The following is a 16,925-nucleotide window of genomic DNA, read 5'->3' on the forward strand; positions in this document are numbered from 1 at the left end:
GATGCATCACGAGCATCACGGGCCACGCGCACAACAAACGGTCGTAAGGGGCTGATTACCGGGCGAGTTCGGACTCCGTGACGGTCGCCAGCCGCGGACTTCCGCCCCGCACCTCCTGCGCCTGTTCCAGCCGCAGCCGGGCCGAACGGCCGTGCAGGGTCAGGGTCATGAGCTGGTTGCCGAACCAAGGGCCACCCTTCTTGCGCCAGCTGACCGGCGGGAGCGGGGAGCCGGCGTGCCAGGCGAAGCGGCGGCCGAGGGCGCGGGCCAGGGCGCTCCAGCCGAAGCGGAAGCCGAGCCTTATCGACAGGGGGATGGAGTTGTGGACGGGGGAGCAGGTCAGCTGGAGGACGCGGGCGTCGGGGGATTCGGAACGCCACTTCGGCTCGGCCACGTAGGCGTGGTGCACGTCCCCGGACAGGACGAGGACCGTCGCCGGTGCCTGGTGGCCCGAGCCGACCTCGGCGATCAGGTCCGCCAGCGCGGCGAAGGACTCCGGGAAGGCCGCCCAGTGCTCCAGGTCGGCCTTGCGTCGCAGGTCCTCGCCGAAGCGGGCCCAGCGGGCGCCCTTCTCGCCCCGGCACAGCGCCGCGTTCCACGCCTCGGCGTCGTGCACCAGCTGCGGCAGCAGCCAGGGCAGCGAGGTGCCGATGAGGAGGTGGTCGTACGACCCCGGGGCGTCCAGCGCCTGCGCGCGCAGCCATTCCGCCTCGCTCGGGCTGAGCATCGCGCGGCGCTCCTCGTCGAGGACCCGGGCCGCCCGGCTGTCCACCATCAGCAGGCGGACGCGGCCGAAGTCGCGGCGGTAGCTCCAGCGGGCCGAGGCGGCGTCCTCGTCGGCCCGGGCGGCGAAGGCACGCAGCGCGTCGGTGCCGTCGGGGGTGTCGCGCACCGCCGCGTACAGCGGGTCGGCGGCCAGTTCGTCCGGGGACATGTTCCCCAGGTGCTGGTGCACCCAGTACGACATCAGGCCGCTCAGCAGCCGCTCCTGCCACCAGCCGGTGGCCCGCATGTCCTCCAGCCAGGCGGCGGAGGTGTTCCAGTCGTCGATGACGTCGTGGTCGTCGAAGATCATGCAGCTGGGCACCGTGGACAGCAGCCAGCGCACCTCGGGGTCGAGCCAGGACTCGTAGTAGAGGTGGGTGTACTCCTCGTAGTCCGCGACCTCGTTGCCCGGCGGGTCGCTCAGGTCGCGGCGGGCGGCCAGCCAGCGGCGGGTCGTGTCCGTGGTCTCGTCGGCGTACACCTGGTCGCCCAACAGCAGGAGCACGTCCGGGCGCTCGCCGTCGGACCCGTTCGCCATCCGGGCCGCGAGGGTGTCCAGGGCGTCCGGGCCGACCGGGTCCTTCTCGCCGGCCGGGGGTGAGGCCCAGCGGCAGGAGCCGAAGGCGACACGGAGGTCGTCGCCCTCGGTGGAGGTGCGGATGACCGAGGGCGGGAAGGGGCTGTCGGGCAACGGCCACACGCGCGTGCCGTCGAGAAACACCTCGTACGCCCGTGTCGTGCCCGGGGTGAGGCCGGTCACCGGGACGAGGGCGTAGTGATGGCCCTCGACCTGGAAGGTGCGGGCCTCGCCCACGGCGCCGTCCGCGCAGCGCACCTCGGCGGTGCACGGGCGGCTCGCCTCGACCCAGACGGTCGCTGACGAGCCGTCGGCATACCTCAGCAGTGGCCCAAGGCGCAGTCCCGCCACGTGATCACCCTCCTCCGTCGCCCCGTACGGTACGGAACGACGGAGGGGAAAGGGGAGGTTCCGCAGATCACGGTTTGTCGATCCTTGTGGATCTTTCAGGAGCGCGGGATCAGCAGCTGGAGAGGTAGCTCGTGAGGGCGCTCTTCTCGGCCGAGTCGACCGAGAGGTCGTAGTAGTACTTCACCTGGACCCAGGCCCGGACGTAGGTGCAGCGGTAGGACGTGACCGACGGCATCCACTCGGCCGGGTCCTGGTCGCTCTTCGACTGGTTCACGTTGTCCGTGACGGCGATGAGCTGCGGGCGGGTCAGGTCGTTGGCGAAGTTCTGGCGCTGGGTGCTGGTCCAGCTGTCGGCGCCGGAGTCCCAGGCCTCGGCCAGCGGCACGAGGTGGTCGATGTCGAGGTCCGAGGCGGCGGTCCAGGTGGCGCCGTCGTAGGGGGAGTACCAGGTGCCGCTGGTGGCGGCGCAGGCGGAGCTGGTGACGACGTTCGAGCCGTCGCGCTTGAGGACCGTCTCGCGGGTGTTGCAGGTGCCGCTGATGGTGATCCAGTGGTTGAACAGGTCCCGGCTGTAGCCGGTGCGGTCCTCCGTCGCCACGGTGAGCGAGGCGAGGTAGGTGCGGGCGGTGGCGGCGCTGACCGGGGTGGGGAGGGCGGCGGAGGCGGTCGGGCCGTTGAAAAGCGCGACGGAGGCTATGAGACCGGTGAGCGCCGCGAGTATGCTGACGCGTCGACGCGCGTAGAACTTCGACATGCGAACTCCCATGGGGTGTGGGGGCGTTGGGGTGCGAGCAGGGGAATGCTCGCGACGCCGCATTGCGGGGGGATGTGCGTTGGGTAAGAAGTTAATGACGTGCACATGACACGTCTATGCCTGCGGCGGGACTTTCGGCCCCGGCAAGTCGCGGATCGATCGGCAAAGAGAAACGCCGCCCCTCCCTGTCGCCACCACCGAGCACGGTTTCGCCGCCGCCGCACGCCCTGGCGTCCGGCACATCGCCGAAGGCGCCACCACCTGTTCGGCACCGCCGGAAGCCTTGCGGCCCTCCGGGCGGTCGGGCGGTCGGGCGGTCACGTACCATGGACGGCGCAGAAGGGGAGTAGCTCTTCGCCGGACCGTCGACATACTGCTCAGCTCGTCTGAGCCGGCGCCCGGAGGCGGATCCTTTGCGGATCGGCCAGCGAGACCTTCGGCAAGCAGTGCACGCCCGTGCCCCACGGCACGGGTGCCGAGTGTGCTGCCGTGCCGAGGTGTCTTGTTCGAAGGACTCAGCGCTCTCGGTGGGGCAGCCCGACCGATTGAGGACCCTTGATCAGCTTCACCGTGACGGCGCTCGTCTTCGGCGTCGTCTTCCTTGCCGAACTGCCGGACAAGACCGCGCTCGCCGGACTCGTCCTCGGCACCCGCTACCGAGCCTCCTACGTCTTCGCGGGCGTCGCCGCCGCCTTCGCGCTGCACGTCGCGCTCGCCGTCGCGGCCGGCAGCGTGCTGACGCTCCTGCCGCAGCAGATCGTGCACGCGCTGACCGGTGTGCTGTTCCTCGGCGGCGCGGCCGTGCTGCTGATGAAGAAGGACGAGGACGAAGAGGAGATCCGAAGGCCGGAGAACCAGTCCTTCTGGAAGGTCGCCGGGGCCGGCTTCATGCTCATTCTGGTCGCGGAGTTCGGCGACCTCACGCAGATCATGACGGCGAACCTCGCGGCCCGTTACGACGATCCGCTCTCCGTCGGCCTCGGCGCGGTGTTCGCGCTGTGGGCGGTGGCCGGACTCGGCATCGTCGGCGGCAAGGCCCTGATGAAGCGGGTTCCGCTGCGGCTGATCACCAAGGTCGCGGCGCTGCTGATGCTGGGGCTCGGGGTGTGGTCCCTGTGGGAGGCCGTGGCCGGCTGACCCGCGCCGTACGAGCTGAACTGTGAGTGAACTGTTTCGTCAGACGGTGGCGGGAAGCCGGTTCTGTTTTGTACCGTGGAGGAACAAAGTGGCTCCCGCCCGTTTTCCCTGACCGGCGGGCGGGGCCGCCTTGTTTCCCCGGGGCTCACCCACACGCCCCCTGCCCCGCGTCTTGGAGCTGCCGATGACGGCCACCGCCGTGCTCACCGCCCGCGCCCTTCTGCTGGACATGGACGGCACCCTGGTCAATTCCGACGCCGTCGTCGAACGGATCTGGCGGCGCTGGGCCGACCGGCAGGGCCTGGACGGGGGCGAGGTCATGAAGGTCGTCCACGGCCGCCAGGGGTACGCCTCGATGGCGCTGCTGCTGCCCGGCCGCCCCATGGAGCAGAACCACGCGGACAACGCGCGGATGCTCGCCGAGGAGACCGCCGACATGGACGGCGTGGTCGCGATCCCGGGCGCCTGCGAGTTCCTCGCGTCGCTGCACGGTCTGCCGCACGCCCTGGTCACCTCCGCCGACGTCCCGCTGTCCACCGCGCGCATGGCCGCCGCGGGCCTCGGCCTGCCCGACGTCCGCATCACCGCCGAGTCCGTCGGCGCGAGCAAGCCCGACCCCGAGGGGTTCCTCAAGGGCGCCGCCGAACTGGGCGTCGCCCCGGCCGACTGCATCGTCTTCGAGGACTCCGGCGCCGGGATCCAGGCAGGCCTCGCGGCCGGGATGCGGGTCGTCGGCGTGGGGCCGCGGGCCGGCCTGCACGGGCCCCACGCGCTGGTGCGGGACCTGACCCAGGTGCGGGTGGAGGCCGTGGGGGACGGGACGATCAGGCTGTACGTCGGCTGAGACCCGTTCGGCATCCCGGGCTGCCCGGGCAGGGCGCCCGGGGCCGGTCACGGCTCCGTCGTCTCCGACTCCAGCTTGGCCCGGGTCTCGTGGTCGTACACCCCGAGGTCGTCGGTGCCCACACCCCGGGACCACTGGTAGTTGCGCAGCGCGTCCTCGACCTGGGCGGTGAAGTTCCCGTCGATCGCGTCGTTGTAGAGGTACAGCTGGTGCAGGCGCTGCTGGAGCTCGGTGACCTCGGGGCCCTCGTCACCGAGGCGCAGGACGGGGCTGCCGTCGCGTCCCGCGCCGGACTCGTCCCCGGAGCCCGCGTCGGAGCTCGTCGGGGACTGCGTCGGCTGGGCCGACCGGGACGGGCTCGGTGAGGCATCGGCCGCGGATGCCGAAGGCGACGAGGTGGGCGACGGGCTCGCGCTGGCGGACGCGGACGGGGAGGCGGACGTCGGCGCCGCGGACGTGGTCCGCGTGGACGGGGACACGGACGCCGCGCTCGGCGAGGTGTCCGGCACGGCCGCCCGTACGTCCTGCGGCGGTGCGCCGTCCCGCGACGGTGTCTCGTACGAGAACAGCCCGCTCGCGATCCCGGCCGCCGCCACGACCGAGACGACGGCTCCGCCGGCGCCGAGCAGGACGGTGCCGCGGCGACGGCGGCTCGGCTTCTCCTCACCGTCGGCGTCGGCCTCGGCGGGACCCGGGCCGCCGGCCGCATCGAACAGGTGCAGGTCGGTGGGGCTCGGGGTGGTCTCGGGGGCTGCCAGAGGAGTCGGGAGCACGGAGGTCGCGTCGACGGCGGGGAGCGAGACGGTGGCGTCCTCGGCGGCGGCACCGGGGCCGTCGGCGGCCTCGTCCGGCGTGACCGGACGCAGCGCCATGGTGGCCTCGACGTCGGGCACGTCGGGCACGTCGGGTGTCTGGGCTGCGTCGGCTGCGCCCGCCGCCCCGTCCAGTTCGACGTACGGCCGTATGCGCAGCGGATCGAAGTCCTCCGCCGCGGCCGCCTCCGCCGTGCGGGCGTCGCGCAGGGCGTCGGAGGCCCGTTGGGTGCAGGCGCAGGACGGGGTGTTGTCGGCGCCCCTCGGGGCACCGCATTCCGGGCACAGGTGCCCCTTCGACTCCTCCACGCGTTCGTCCCTCCCCTCGCATCTCCCCCTCGCGAACTCCAGAGATTATCCAGACCTCCTCCACACCATGACTCATGAGCCCCCGGAACAACGGCTTCCGGCAGGACTCGACAGGCCATAAATGGTCACACCGACCACGATGGAAGATGGAACGAGACCCTCGGGAGGTCTTCATGGCCGGGGACGCGCACGCGATGACGGGGCAGGCGCAGGACTCACGCGACGAACACGTGCCCGGCAACGTGCTCGTCCCGATCGGGGCCCTGCTGCTCGGGATGCTGCTGGCCGCCCTGGACCAGACGATCGTGTCGACCGCGCTGCCCACGATCGTCAGCGAACTCGGCGGCATGGACCACCTGTCCTGGGTGGTCACGGCGTACCTGCTGGCCTCGACCGCGGCGACCCCGTTGTGGGGCAAGCTGGGCGACCAGTACGGCCGGAAAAGGCTGTTCCAGATCGCGATCGTGATCTTCCTGGCCGGCTCGGCGCTGTGCGGCGCGGCGCAGGACATGTCCCAGCTCATCGCGTTCCGGGCGCTCCAGGGCCTCGGCGGCGGCGGGCTGATGGTGCTGTCGATGGCGATCGTCGGCGACCTCGTCCCGCCGCGCGAACGCGGCCGCTACCAGGGGCTGTTCGGTGCGGTCTTCGGGGCGACCAGCGTTCTCGGCCCGCTGCTCGGCGGGCTGTTCACCGAGCATCTGAGCTGGCGCTGGGTGTTCTACGTCAACCTGCCGATCGGTGTCGTCGCCCTCGCGGTGATCGCGACCGCGCTGCGCATCCCGCGCAAGTCGACGCGGCACGTCATCGACTACCTCGGTACGTTCCTCATCGCGGCCGTCGCCACCTGCCTGGTGCTGGTGGCGTCGCTCGGCGGCACGACGTGGGGCTGGAGTTCGCCGCAGATCATCGGCCTGGCCGTCCTGGGCGTCGTACTGGCCGTCGCGTTCGTGGCCGTCGAGCGGCGGGCGGCCGAACCCGTCCTCCCGCTGAAGCTGTTCCGAATCCGCACTTTCACGCTCTCCGCGATCATCAGCTTCATCGTCGGCTTCGCGATGTTCGGCGCGATGACCTATCTGCCGACCTTCCTCCAGGTCGTCCAGGGCGTCAGCCCGACCATGTCCGGCGTGCACATGCTGCCGATGGTCCTCGGCCTGCTGCTGTCGTCGACCCTCTCCGGGCAGATCGTCAGCCGCACCGGCCGCTGGAAGGTGTTCCCGGTCGCGGGCACCGGCGTCACGGCGCTCGGACTGCTCCTCCTCCACCAGCTGGACGAGCACAGCTCGACGGGCGAGATGAGCGCCTACTTCTTCGTCTTCGGGCTGGGGCTCGGCCTGGTCATGCAGGTCCTGGTCCTGATCGTGCAGAACGCGGTCTCGTACGAGGATCTGGGCGTCGCCACCTCCGGCGCGACCTTCTTCCGCTCCATCGGAGCCTCCTTCGGCGTCGCCATCTTCGGCTCGGTCTTCGCCGGCCGCCTCGGCGACAAACTGGCCGACGCCTTCAGTGGCACCCAGCTGCCGCCCGGCGTCTCCCCGGACTCCCTGGAGTCCGACCCGCGCGGCATCGCCGCCCTCCCGGCCGCGCTGCAACCGCCGGCCCTGAACGCGTACGCCTCGTCCATCACCGACGTCTTCCTGTACGCCGCGCCCGTCGCCCTCGTCGGCTTCGTACTGGCCTGGTTCCTGAAGGAGGACCGGCTCCGCGCCTCGGTCACGGCACCGGACGTCACGGAGACGCTCGCCAGCAACCCCGTGGAGCGGTCGTCGTACGACGAGGTGTGCCGGGCGCTGTCCGTGCTCGGCACACGGGAGGGCCGCCGCGAGATCTACCGGGACATCACCGCGAGGGCGGACCACGACCTGCTCCCGGCGGCGAGCTGGCTGCTGCTGAGGATCAGGAGGTACGGCAGTGTCGAGCCGGCCATGCTCGCCGAGCGCACCACCGCGCCGCTGACCGTCGTCATCGAGGCCGCCCGTCAGGTGGAGGAGCGCCGCCTCGCGCTCCGGCAGGGCCTCGACCTCGTCCTGACCGACAAGGGCTGTGAGGTCGCCGACCGGCTCGCCGCGGCCCGCGAGGAGTCCCTCTCCGAGCTCCTCGGCGACTGGTGGGGCCCGGATCGGCCGACCGACCTGGTCCAGCTGGTGAAGGAGCTGAACGCCGAGCTGTGCGGTTCGGAGGGGGAACGCCCTTACGACGAGCGCACGGTGACCCGGTTCAGCTGAGCGGCTTGCGGAACCAGTGCTCGGCGTACTGCTCGTCGTTGTGCCGCTCGGTCTCCTCGTAGCCGAGCCGCGCGTACAGGGCGCGGGCCTCCACGAGGTCGCCGCGGGTGTCGAGGATCATCCACCGGGCGCCGAGGGCACGCGCCGCGTCCTCCGCGGCCCGGACGAGGAGCGCGGCGCCGCCCCGGCCCCGCATCCCTACGTACAGGAACACCCGGGTGAGCTCGGCACTCCCGCCCTCCAGCAGCCGTACCCCCGCACTGCCGGCCGGTTCGCCGCCGTACCGGCCGACGAGCAACTGCCCGGTCGGCGGGGCGAGTTCGGACCCCGTCCGGGCGGCGATCTCCCGCTCCAGCTCGTCGGGGTCGGTCCTGCGCCCCTCGTGCACCAGGTACCAGCGGTCGCTGACCTCCGTGTAGTACGCACGCCACAGCGCGGTGGCGACGGGGGAGTCGAAGGGTTCCGGAGCGACGGTCCAGATCGTCATGGCCCCCATTCTCGGGAACGTGCCCATGCCGCCCGCAACCGGATATGGGTGACCTCCGGCGAGTCCGGCACCTGCGTCTTCCGCCACTCGATGTGCTCGTCGCCGAGCCCGTCGAAGAGCCGTCGGCCGCCGCAGGCGAGCACGGGTACGACGTGCAGCAGCAGCTCGTCCAGCCGTCCGGCCCGGATGAACTGCTGCACCAGGTCCGCGCCGCCGGCCGGCGAGACGTCCTTGTCCCCGGCCGCCTTCCGGGCGAGGGCGAGGGCGTGCTCGGGGCCCTCGGTGACGAAGTGGAAGGTGGTGTCGCCCTGCTTCACCAGGGGCTCGCGGGGCTGGTGGGTGACGACGTGGACCGGCATGCGGAAGGGCGGATCGTCGCCCCAGGGGAGCTCCCCGGTGATGTACATGCCGTGCCCCGTGACCACGGCGCCCGGCCGCTCGGCCCTCCCCCACGCTCGGCTGCGCTCGCGCGGGGGCCCCATCGCGATCAGCTCGTCGTCGGGGCCGGTCTCCCCAGAGCTGGGGGAGGATGCTCGCGCCCCGAGTCGGGACCGGCGATGTACCCGTCGAGCGACATGGCCGGCCGCGCGATGACCTCGGTCATGACGATCTCCTCGCCTGCGTCGGTTCGTTCGGTGACTCCTGCGCCCCTGCGTCGATCGGGCCGTCGCCGAATCGACACGCCGCTCCCATGAATTCCGGAGACGGGTCGTCATGAACCGAACCGACCGGCTGTACGCCCTGGTGGCGGAACTGCGTGCCGCGGCTCCCCGGCCCCGCAGCGCCCGCACGCTCGCCGCAGCGCCCCGTTTGAGGTGGTGGACGGGAGCATCGCCCCGGCGCGGTCGCCGACCGGGTGGCGCCGCGTCGCGCCCTGATCGCGCCCTGTCGGCGCCCCGCCGCCGTTTGAGGAGCACCTTCGGGGCTACCCGGTCGGGGAACCGGCCCGTACGGAGAGCCGGTTGGGTCGATACCCGGAAGGCACTCATGTCCACAGGCGTGATCATCGCTCTGATCGTGATCGTGGCGGCCGTGATCGTCGTCGCGGCCGTCCTGACCCTGCGGGCCCGGCGCGGGCCCGGTGGGCAGAACCTGAAGCGGCGCTTCGGGCCCGAGTACGACCGGGCCGTGGCCCGGCACGACGGGGACGCCAAGGCCGCCGAGCACGAGCTCGCCGAGCGCGTGGAGCGGCACGGATCGCTGCGCGAGCGGCCGCTGGAACCCGCGCAGCGCGAGCAGTACGAGGCTCGCTGGACGGCCGCGCAGGAGCGGTTCGTCGACTCGCCGCAGGAGGCCGTGGCCGAGGCGGACCGGCTGCTCGCCGAGCTGGCCGCCGTCCGGGGCTTCCCGGACGGCGCGCAGTACGAGGAGCAGCTCGACGCGCTGTCCGTGCACCACGCGCACCACGTGCACGGCTACCGGCGCGTGCACCGCGTCGTCGGCGCGGCCGGAAGCGGGGCGCAGAACGGCGACGGCCGGTCCGGCACCGAGGAGATGCGCGAGGCCATGGTCGAGGCGCGGGCCCTGTTCGAGGACCTGGTACGCCCGGCCCGGCACCGGGAGGAGTCCCGGAAGTCCGTCGAAAGGTCCGACGGCGGTACGGCGCAGGGCCGCAGTGACGGCCGTGCCCACCAGCCGTGGGGATTCACCAGGCGTCATGCGAAGGGGAGTTGAAAGACATGACGGATGCGACGAGCGGGCCGGGCGCCGAGGGCGCCCCGCGCGACGGAAAGCCCAGGGGGCGGGCGACGGTACCGGCAGCGACTCCGGGCCGGGACCCGGTGACCGGCGAGAAGGTGCCGGGCAACGTGCCGACGACCGGTGCGGAGAACGGGCGGGGCCGTGAGACGGAACCGGGCGGCGGCGCAGCTCCCGGGGCTCCCGGAGCTGCCCGCGGGCTCGGTGGCGAGAGGGCCACGGGCCGCGACAGCGCCCCGGGCTCGGCGGGCACCCCGGGCGCCCCGGCCCCGGCGGGCACCCCCGCCGGCCACGGCCCCTCCGGCACCTCCTCCGACTCGGCACCACTGGTCACCGGATCCGAGCAGAGCCGCGGTGGCCACGGCTCCGAGCAGGGCGAGGGCGGCCACGGTTCCCTCCTCCCGCACGACGAGTCCGACAAGCTCTCGCAGCGTCTGCACCACGCGGTCGCGGGGTTCGTGGACGGTCCGAAGACGGCCGTCGAGGAGGCCGACCACGTACTGGAGGAAGCCGCCGCACGCTTCACCGACGCGGTGACGCAGCGGCGCCGTACCCTGCGCAACTCCTGGCAGGCCAAGGACGGCGGCACCGAGGGCAAGTCCACGACGTCCACCGACACCGAGCAGCTCCGGCTGGCGCTGCGGGACTACCGCGAACTGGCGGAACGCCTGCTGCGCATCTGAGGCCGCCGGACCGTCCGAAGACCAAGACCAGCGACCAGCAGGGACCCTCAGGGACCTTCGACCAGCAGGGACCCTCAGGGACCTTCAGGCCTGAGCCGCCCGGCGCTCCCGCCACTGCCGTACGACGTCCTCGACGTCGTACGGCTTCATACCCAGCGGGGGGCCGGGCGGCGGCTTGAACATCATCTCGCGGATCTTGACGTTGACGTCGGTGATGATCTTCCGGACGATCCGCTCCGAGGGCGCCGCGTACGCGGCCGCGAGCGCGTCCTCGGCCTCCTTGCGCAGCGCGAGTGTTGGCGGCAGGACGGCGAGGCCCTCGCGGGCCATCTTCTGTTTGATCCACCACAGTTCGTCGTACGACGTGTCGGTGCCCTCCGGCAACGGCTTGCCCGCGCCCGGGAGTTGGGCGAACTCGCCGCGGCGCTCGGCATCGCGGATCTGCTTGTCGACCCAGGACTCGAACGGAACTCCGGGTGGTTTTCGCTCGGTCATGAGTCCATTGTGCCGGACGGGTAGGGGCCGGGCGATTTATCATGCGGCGGCTGCGTAAGGACACTTCAGGAGGAGCGCACGTGCTCGAACTCACCATGGCCGCCGTCTCCGCGACGGAGGAGGGTGCCACGGCCGGCATGCTCATGGCCGACTCGCCCAGCGAGCCGGGCGCCGTGCTGCGGGTGGGCCGGGACAAGACGGTGTGCCGCCTGGCGACGCCCGACGACTGGCTGTTCGTCTCCCGGGTCCACCTGGAGTTCCTCTGCGGCCCCGACGGCACCTGGCACCTGACCTGGCTGCAGGGCTCCCAGCCCGACCCGTCCTCCGAGGTCCGCCTCACGGTCGGCGAGTACGTGCAGCCGCTCTCCTACGGCGGGACCGTGCCGCTGCCCAGGGGCGGCAGCGGCGAGATCGTCGTCCAGGACCGCACAGCCCCGCGCAGCGTCAACGTCGGCTTCTACCACGAGGTGTGAGAAGCAGGGGTTACGCGAGGACCCGCGCCAGCGCGAAGCCGTCGTAGCCCTTGCTGCCCACCGTCTGGATCGCCGTACCGTTCAACCTCGGGTGCCTGCCGATCAGTTCGATGGCGGTCCGGGTGCCCTGGACGTCGGGTGCGGTGCTGTCGGCGTCGGCGACCCGGCCGTCCCGCACCACGTTGTCGACGACGATCAGGCTGCCCGCGCGGGTGAGCTTGAGCGCCCACTCCACGTAGTGCGGGTTGTTGCCCTTGTCGGCGTCGATGAAGACCAGGTCGAAGGGGGCCGGGTTCTCGTCGGCCAGCTGGGGCAGCGACTCCAGCGCCGGTCCCACCCGCACCTCGACCAGCTTGTCGAGGCCGGCGCGGGCGATGTTGCGGGTGGCGACCTCGGCGTGCCGGGGGCTGTACTCCAGGGAGATCAGGCGGCCGTCGGCGGGCAGCGCGCGGCCCAGCCAGATGGTGCTGTAGCCGCCGAGGGTGCCGATCTCCAGGACGTTGCGGGCGCCCTGGATCTCGGCGAGGAGCTGGAGGAGCTTGCCCTGGGGCGCCGTGACGTTGACCCGCGGCAGCTCGGCCGCATCGCTGTCGCGCAGGGCCGCCTCCAGGGCCTCGTCGTCCCGCGCGAGGTGGGTGGTGAAGTAGTCGTCGACATCGTCCCAGCGCTGCGACTCGCTCATGCACCTGTGCCTTTCGTATGTCTAGTTAGATCTGCTAACTAGCTGCGCTAACGAACATAGTCGCGTGCCGGTCTGCTGTCAGGGACTTCCCACGGTCAGGTTTCAGCCGAACGGCCCAGGCGGGGGCTGCTCCACCGAGGGCGCCGAGCCCGGCAGCGGCAGCCCGGCCGGCTCCGCCGTGAACCATGCCGCCACGCCGCGTGATCCTTCTCGCGTCCCGCGGAGGCAGGCGAGCCCTCCGCGCACTATCGTCATCCGGACAAAAGGAGAACGGACGTCAGGTGAAGCGCGGGTTGCCTGCGTCTCTCTCCGGGGGCGGTGCGAGCCTCATTAGGGTTCGACAGGCGATCCGGCGTGCGGGATGCGTGGGACGAACGGGGCGGGAGGCCGACTCGGCGTGGCAAATGCGGAGCACAGCGGGCGACCGGCGGAAGCTTTGGGAGCGACGGCCGTCGGCACCGCCACGGCTGCCCGGGCCCGCCTGCGCGCGGCCCGGCTCGGCCTGTGGCTCGTCGCCGCGGTCCTCGCCGTACGACAGGTGGCCGTCGTCCTCGGTACGCCCAAGGGGGAGCGGCTGACGGATCTGGAGACCTGGGTCGGTCCGAACGGCGTCCTGCATGTGAAGGGCTCGCTGTACGACTCGACGCGCTTCACCGGCACCCCCTTCGGCGGCCTCGTCATGAAGCCGCTGACCAGAGCCGCCGAGCAGGCCCTCGGCTGGGGCTGGACCTTCGGCACGCTGCTGCTGGTCGTCGCGCTCGGCCTGGTCGCCGCCCGCGCCCTGCCCCAGCCCGTCAGCCGCCGCACCTCGCTGCTCGCCGCGCCGGTCACGATCAGCCTGCTCATGCTGTCGCTGCCGGTGCGCAACACGCTCTGGCTCGGCCAGACCAGCATCATCCCGGTCCTGCTGGTGCTGCTGGGCTGCTTCGCCGTCCGCGGCCAACGCGCCAGCGGGGTCCTCATCGGCTTCGCCGCGGCACTACAGCCCACGGTCTTGCTGTTCGCCCCGCTGCTGTGGTTCACCGGCCGCCGCAAGGCCGCCCTGTCCACCGGCATCACGTTCGCCGGATGCACGGCGCTCGCCTGGGCGGCGATGCCGCACGACTCGTACACCTACTGGGTGCACCACATGGCCGGCGTCGGCCTCGGCGGCCCGGCCGACGACCTCGCCAACCAGTCCCTGCACGGCTTCCTGCTCCGCCTGGGTCTGTCCGGCCCCCTGGAGATCACCCTCTTCCTGCTGCTGGGCGTCGCGGTCGCCGCCCTCGGCCTGCGCCGGGCCGTGCACCACGCCCGGGACGGACAGCTCCTGCTCGCCGTCGCGATCACCGGCTGCGCCGCCGTCGCCGTCTCGCCGACCACCTGGCAGCACCAGCTGCTGTGGGTGCTGCTCGCGGTCGTCGGCCGGGTCGGCAAGCGCGCCTCCGACCGGTACGTGTGGCCCGTCGCCGTCGTCCTGGTGATGACGCTGCCCGCGAAGATGATGCTGCCGAACATGCCTGCGCTGTACGTCCTGCGCGACAACGTGGTGCTGCTCGCGGCCGTCGCGGCGGCCACCGTCATCCCGTTCCTGTCGCGCACCTCGCCGTACTACCGGTCGCCGATCCCGACGGACTACGCCGAACCCGTCCCGGCACGCTTCGCACACGTCCCGCTCCTGCCCTTCCTGCGCCGGGTCCTCACCCGCCCGAACCTCCTGCTGGAGCTGCTGCTCATCCGCGTCACGTACGCCGCCTACCAGCAGGTCAGACTCGCGGCGACCGGCGGCTCCAACTCGGCCGGCCGGGCGCGGGCGGAGGTGCACGGCCATCAGATCCACGACATGGAGCGCTGGCTCCACATCGACATCGAGCACTGGGCCAACCACGCCGTCGTCAAGGTCGACTGGATCCGGAACTTCTTCGACTTCTATTACGAGTCCTTCCACTTCGTCGTCCCGCTGAGCGTCCTCGCCGTCCTGTACTGGCGCCGCCCCGTCGACTACCGCTGGGCCCGCTCCTCCCTCGGCTTCGCCACCCTGCTCGCCCTCGTCGGCTTCTGGCTCTACCCGCTCGCGCCGCCGCGCCTGATGCCCGAGCTCGGCATCATCGACACCGTCCACGGCGTCCAGGACTTCTCCAAGCCGGACTACGGCACCCTGACCGCCCTCACCAACCAGTACGCGGCGATGCCGTCCCTCCACTTCGGCTGGTCCCTGTGGTGCGGGCTCGTCATCGCGATCATCGCGCCGAGATGGTGGATGAAGGCCCTGGGCCTGCTGCACCCGCTGTTCACGGTCACGGCGATCGTGGTGACCGGCAACCACTGGGTGCTGGACGCGGCGGGCGGTGCGGTGGTCGTGGTGGCGGGGTTCGGGCTGGCCTATCTGTTCCAGGGGCCGCGGGCACGCAGCACGACCGCGACGGCGGTCGGTGCGGAGCGGGAGCTCGTGCCCTCCGGTGGCGTCAGCCGCCCCGGATCAGGGTCCCCACCTCATGCTTGAGGAAGCCGTCCTGGCAGAACTCGAAATGGTCCACCCTGCGTAGATCGAAAACCTGCCGGATGCCTCGCTGACGGGCCAGCGCGACGACGTCGTTGAACCGCTGCTCGAAATGTATCGAGAAGAACACGCGCGTTCTGTCGCTGATGGACCTGATGCGGTCGATGCGCTGGAAGAAGAGGTCGTAATGACCGTCCGGCTCCCAGTAGTTCCACAGATCCGCCGCGTGGCGCTGGACCTGAGCGAGGTCCTTTCCGCTGATCTTGTGGAGGTATTCGCAGACGTTCTGGAACTCGATGAGCGATTCCGGAATCTGCGCGATGCGTTTCAATTCCGCCAGCGGCTGTGCCGGGTTCAGATGGGCCATCTTGCCTGAGATGACCATGGTGGAGTGGTTGATGTTCGGGTCGAGCAGCAGCACCGACTTGATCTTGGGCTGTCGCTCGGGATGGTCCCGCCACAACTCGGCCAGGCGGAACAGCATGTCGCAGCCGACCGAGAAGCCCACCAGGGTGATCCGTTTGTACGGGTACTGCCGCTGGAGATTGTTGATGGCTCCGCTGATGAGGTCGGTGTGGGCGGCAATGCCGATCGGGCGGTAGCGATCGTCCCTCGCTTCCTCGGCGTTGTGCCCGAACAGGGTGATGGCGGCGGTGTGCTGCCGGGCGACGTTCATGAACGGCCGAAAATCGTCCGCGTCCAGACCGAGTCCGTGCAACAGGATGATGAGATCGGCGGATTCCGTACGGCGCTCCAGGAACCAGAGCTGTCGTCCGATCACGGCGTTGTCCGAGGGAAGGTCCTCCTCGAAGTCGTCCGCGTGGATGTCGAAGGAATGCCGCACCACTTCGCGGCGCAACTCGCGGCGGCGCTCGGCGAGTCCGCGGGCCCACCAGGCCAGGGAGAAGACGGCTGCCACGGCCAGCATCACCAGCGTGCCGCCGGCGACCACATGGCTCCAGGTCCAGCCGATGACGGAGCGCGCCTCGTCGCTGTAGATACCGATGGCGGTTCCCACGACGGCACCCACCAGGGTGACCGCCGCCTTGTGCCGGCCGAGGAATCCGGCCGCCCTTTCCATCAACTGCGAGCCGTGGATCATTGTCCCCCACCCGGTCCCACCAGCTCCGTCAATCCGTCGCGCACCGTCACGGTGCCCATGAAGTGGCCGTCGGACACATCGGCGACGTGCAACGGCCGTGTGCTGCCGTTCTGATAGGCGTGCACGACACAGCCCATCCGCGCCAGCGCGTGGCTGGGCTCCATGCTCAGCAGCAGGCCGGGGGGCTCCAGGGCGCGCATCACCGTCTCGACGACCCGGTTCCTGATGTCGTCGCTGTACTGATAGAGCACGAAGTTGCAGGTCACGACATTGATGCGGTGGGCGCGCAGAAACGCCTCCAGGGCGGGGAAGTCGAGGATGTCCAGCGGCCGCAGCGCCACTTCCGTACCAGCCGTCTCCGCCTGGCCCAAGGACCACCGCACCTCTTCGAAGCGCTGCTCGTAGTAGTCCGAGGGGCCGTGACAGGCGCGGACCCAGTCGAGCGTGGGCAGCGGTGGACGGTCGACGCCGCCGACGTAGTCCAGCGGAATCACCCGGAACGGCAGGGGCGCGGGGTGCCAGTGCAGATCTCCGGCGAAACGGTCGTAGACCGCCTTGTTGTTCAGCTGGCGCGGCAGCAGTCCGACGCTGGTACCGAGGTCGAGGAAACGGACCTGCCGGATGTTCCGGAACGCGGCGAAGGCCCCGACGACGAGCTGCGGAACCAGGAACCGGCGGGCTCCGGTGTACGAGTTCGAATGGCTCTCCATCAGGCGCATGACGTCGAGCGCCCGTTCCGACAGGGCGTCCGCGAGGGCCGGGACGCGCCGCGCAACGGACAGCTCCGCGCGGAACACGTCCGCCAACCCCTCGTCCTGGAGCGCCAGTTGCCGCACGGCGATGCCAAGCAGAGTGATGGCGTGGGCATCGCTGATGTGCGGTCGTTGCCGCCACATCGTGGACAGCAACCGGTCCAGCCCGCCGGACGACTCGGACTCGCCCACCTTGCTCAGACACTCGTGGAACAGGGACCAGCCGTGGTTGCCCTGCTCGTGCTGCCGCATGTCGGCCAGGGCTGTGAGCAGCGACTGCTTGCGCGTTGAGAGCACGGGCCA

General features: G+C 71.1%; 16 protein-coding genes. 7 read left to right on the plus strand and 9 right to left on the minus strand.

Annotation, left to right across the window (positions count from 1 at the left end; all coding sequences use genetic code 11):
• Positions 1–55: 55 nt before the first annotated feature.
• Both ADK57_RS27925 and ADK57_RS27930 read right to left on the minus strand, forming a co-directional pair.
• Positions 56–1,693, minus strand: a complete 1,638-nt coding sequence (locus tag ADK57_RS27925) for an alkaline phosphatase D family protein (RefSeq protein ID WP_053752355.1) — start codon at positions 1,691–1,693, stop codon at positions 56–58.
• 109 nt (positions 1,694–1,802) lie between these two features.
• Positions 1,803–2,447 carry an HNH endonuclease family protein gene (locus tag ADK57_RS27930; protein WP_053752356.1) on the minus strand — a complete coding sequence of 215 codons (645 nt, stop codon included), beginning with the start codon at positions 2,445–2,447 and terminating at the stop codon, positions 1,803–1,805.
• A 555-nt stretch (positions 2,448–3,002) separates the two neighbouring features.
• Here ADK57_RS27930 and ADK57_RS27935 point away from each other — a divergent pair.
• Both ADK57_RS27935 and ADK57_RS27940 read left to right on the plus strand, forming a co-directional pair.
• Positions 3,003–3,584 (plus strand): TMEM165/GDT1 family protein, encoded by a 582-nt coding sequence (locus tag ADK57_RS27935; RefSeq protein WP_053752357.1) that lies wholly within the window; start codon positions 3,003–3,005, stop codon positions 3,582–3,584.
• A gap of 184 nt (positions 3,585–3,768) precedes the next feature.
• Complete coding sequence (locus ADK57_RS27940; protein ID WP_053752358.1) at positions 3,769–4,428, plus strand: HAD family hydrolase; 660 nt, start codon at positions 3,769–3,771, stop codon at positions 4,426–4,428.
• Positions 4,429–4,475: 47 nt separating this feature from the next.
• Here the strand turns inward: ADK57_RS27940 and ADK57_RS27945 are convergent, their stop codons facing one another.
• Complete coding sequence (locus ADK57_RS27945) at positions 4,476–5,549, minus strand: peptidoglycan-binding domain-containing protein (RefSeq protein ID WP_053752359.1); 1,074 nt, start codon at positions 5,547–5,549, stop codon at positions 4,476–4,478.
• Positions 5,550–5,722: 173 nt separating this feature from the next.
• Here ADK57_RS27945 and ADK57_RS27950 point away from each other — a divergent pair, with 173 nt between their 5' ends.
• The gene (locus ADK57_RS27950; protein ID WP_053752360.1) at positions 5,723–7,771 is read left to right on the plus strand and encodes an MFS transporter; all 2,049 of its coding nucleotides are present in this window, start codon (positions 5,723–5,725) and stop codon (positions 7,769–7,771) included.
• On the opposite strand, the gene ADK57_RS27955 is transcribed toward ADK57_RS27950, so the two are convergent.
• Positions 7,764–8,267: a GNAT family N-acetyltransferase gene (locus tag ADK57_RS27955; protein ID WP_053752361.1), complete on the minus strand. Its 504-nt coding sequence runs from the start codon at positions 8,265–8,267 to the stop codon at positions 7,764–7,766. The two genes, ADK57_RS27950 and ADK57_RS27955, sit on opposite strands and share 8 nt — an antisense overlap.
• Entirely contained in the window at positions 8,255–8,665 is a 411-nt protein-coding gene (locus ADK57_RS27960; protein WP_234390439.1) for a dihydrofolate reductase family protein, read from the minus strand. Before ADK57_RS27960 ends, ADK57_RS27955 begins: the two co-directional genes overlap by 13 nt.
• 580 nt (positions 8,666–9,245) lie before the next feature.
• Between ADK57_RS27960 and ADK57_RS27965 the strand changes: the two genes are divergently transcribed.
• Positions 9,246–9,932, plus strand: a complete 687-nt coding sequence (locus ADK57_RS27965) for a hypothetical protein (RefSeq protein WP_053752363.1) — start codon at positions 9,246–9,248, stop codon at positions 9,930–9,932.
• Positions 9,933–9,937: 5 nt separating this feature from the next.
• Positions 9,938–10,639: a hypothetical protein gene (locus tag ADK57_RS27970; protein WP_053752364.1), complete on the plus strand. Its 702-nt coding sequence runs from the start codon at positions 9,938–9,940 to the stop codon at positions 10,637–10,639.
• Positions 10,640–10,723: 84 nt separating this feature from the next.
• Here the strand turns inward: ADK57_RS27970 and ADK57_RS27975 are convergent, their stop codons facing one another.
• A complete protein-coding gene (locus tag ADK57_RS27975) occupies positions 10,724–11,134 on the minus strand; it encodes a DUF1992 domain-containing protein (protein ID WP_053752365.1) in 411 nt (136 codons plus the stop codon).
• An 80-nt stretch (positions 11,135–11,214) separates the two neighbouring features.
• Between ADK57_RS27975 and ADK57_RS27980 the strand changes: the two genes are divergently transcribed.
• Positions 11,215–11,607 (plus strand): FHA domain-containing protein, encoded by a 393-nt coding sequence (locus ADK57_RS27980; RefSeq protein ID WP_053752366.1) that lies wholly within the window; start codon positions 11,215–11,217, stop codon positions 11,605–11,607.
• Positions 11,608–11,617: 10 nt separating this feature from the next.
• Here ADK57_RS27980 and ADK57_RS27985 read toward each other — a convergent pair whose 3' ends face one another.
• A complete protein-coding gene (locus tag ADK57_RS27985; protein ID WP_053752367.1) occupies positions 11,618–12,289 on the minus strand; it encodes an O-methyltransferase in 672 nt (223 codons plus the stop codon).
• 397 nt (positions 12,290–12,686) lie between these two features.
• On the opposite strand from ADK57_RS27985, the gene ADK57_RS27990 reads away from it, so the two are divergent.
• Positions 12,687–14,771, plus strand: a complete 2,085-nt coding sequence (locus ADK57_RS27990; protein WP_053752368.1) for a bifunctional glycosyltransferase 87/phosphatase PAP2 family protein — start codon at positions 12,687–12,689, stop codon at positions 14,769–14,771.
• On the opposite strand, the gene ADK57_RS27995 is transcribed toward ADK57_RS27990, so the two are convergent.
• Entirely contained in the window at positions 14,734–15,870 is a 1,137-nt protein-coding gene (locus ADK57_RS27995; protein ID WP_053752369.1) for an alpha/beta fold hydrolase, read from the minus strand. The two genes, ADK57_RS27990 and ADK57_RS27995, sit on opposite strands and share 38 nt — an antisense overlap.
• Positions 15,867–16,919: a hypothetical protein gene (locus tag ADK57_RS28000; protein WP_053752370.1), complete on the minus strand. Its 1,053-nt coding sequence runs from the start codon at positions 16,917–16,919 to the stop codon at positions 15,867–15,869. The genes ADK57_RS27995 and ADK57_RS28000 overlap by 4 nt, the downstream gene beginning before the upstream one ends.
• Between the last annotated feature and the right edge of the window lie 6 nt (positions 16,920–16,925).

The organism is Streptomyces sp. MMG1533, assembly GCF_001279775.1.
Classification (GTDB): Bacteria; Actinomycetota; Actinomycetes; order Streptomycetales; family Streptomycetaceae; genus Streptomyces.

Excerpts from the sequence above, each read along its gene's own strand:
- ADK57_RS27930 (WP_053752356.1), bottom strand. The coding sequence starts at position 2,447 with ATGTCGAAGTTCTACGCGCGTCGACGCGTCAGCATACTCGCGGCGCTC.
- ADK57_RS27940 (WP_053752358.1), top strand. The coding sequence starts at position 3,769 with ATGACGGCCACCGCCGTGCTCACCGCCCGCGCCCTTCTGCTGGACATG.
- ADK57_RS27950 (WP_053752360.1), top strand. The coding sequence starts at position 5,723 with ATGGCCGGGGACGCGCACGCGATGACGGGGCAGGCGCAGGACTCACGC.
- ADK57_RS27955 (WP_053752361.1), bottom strand. The coding sequence starts at position 8,267 with ATGGGGGCCATGACGATCTGGACCGTCGCTCCGGAACCCTTCGACTCC.
- ADK57_RS27960 (WP_234390439.1), bottom strand. The coding sequence starts at position 8,665 with ATGTACATCACCGGGGAGCTCCCCTGGGGCGACGATCCGCCCTTCCGC.
- ADK57_RS27965 (WP_053752363.1), top strand. The coding sequence starts at position 9,246 with ATGTCCACAGGCGTGATCATCGCTCTGATCGTGATCGTGGCGGCCGTG.
- ADK57_RS27970 (WP_053752364.1), top strand. The coding sequence starts at position 9,938 with ATGACGGATGCGACGAGCGGGCCGGGCGCCGAGGGCGCCCCGCGCGAC.
- ADK57_RS27975 (WP_053752365.1), bottom strand. The coding sequence starts at position 11,134 with ATGACCGAGCGAAAACCACCCGGAGTTCCGTTCGAGTCCTGGGTCGAC.
- ADK57_RS27985 (WP_053752367.1), bottom strand. The coding sequence starts at position 12,289 with ATGAGCGAGTCGCAGCGCTGGGACGATGTCGACGACTACTTCACCACC.
- ADK57_RS27995 (WP_053752369.1), bottom strand. The coding sequence starts at position 15,870 with ATGATCCACGGCTCGCAGTTGATGGAAAGGGCGGCCGGATTCCTCGGC.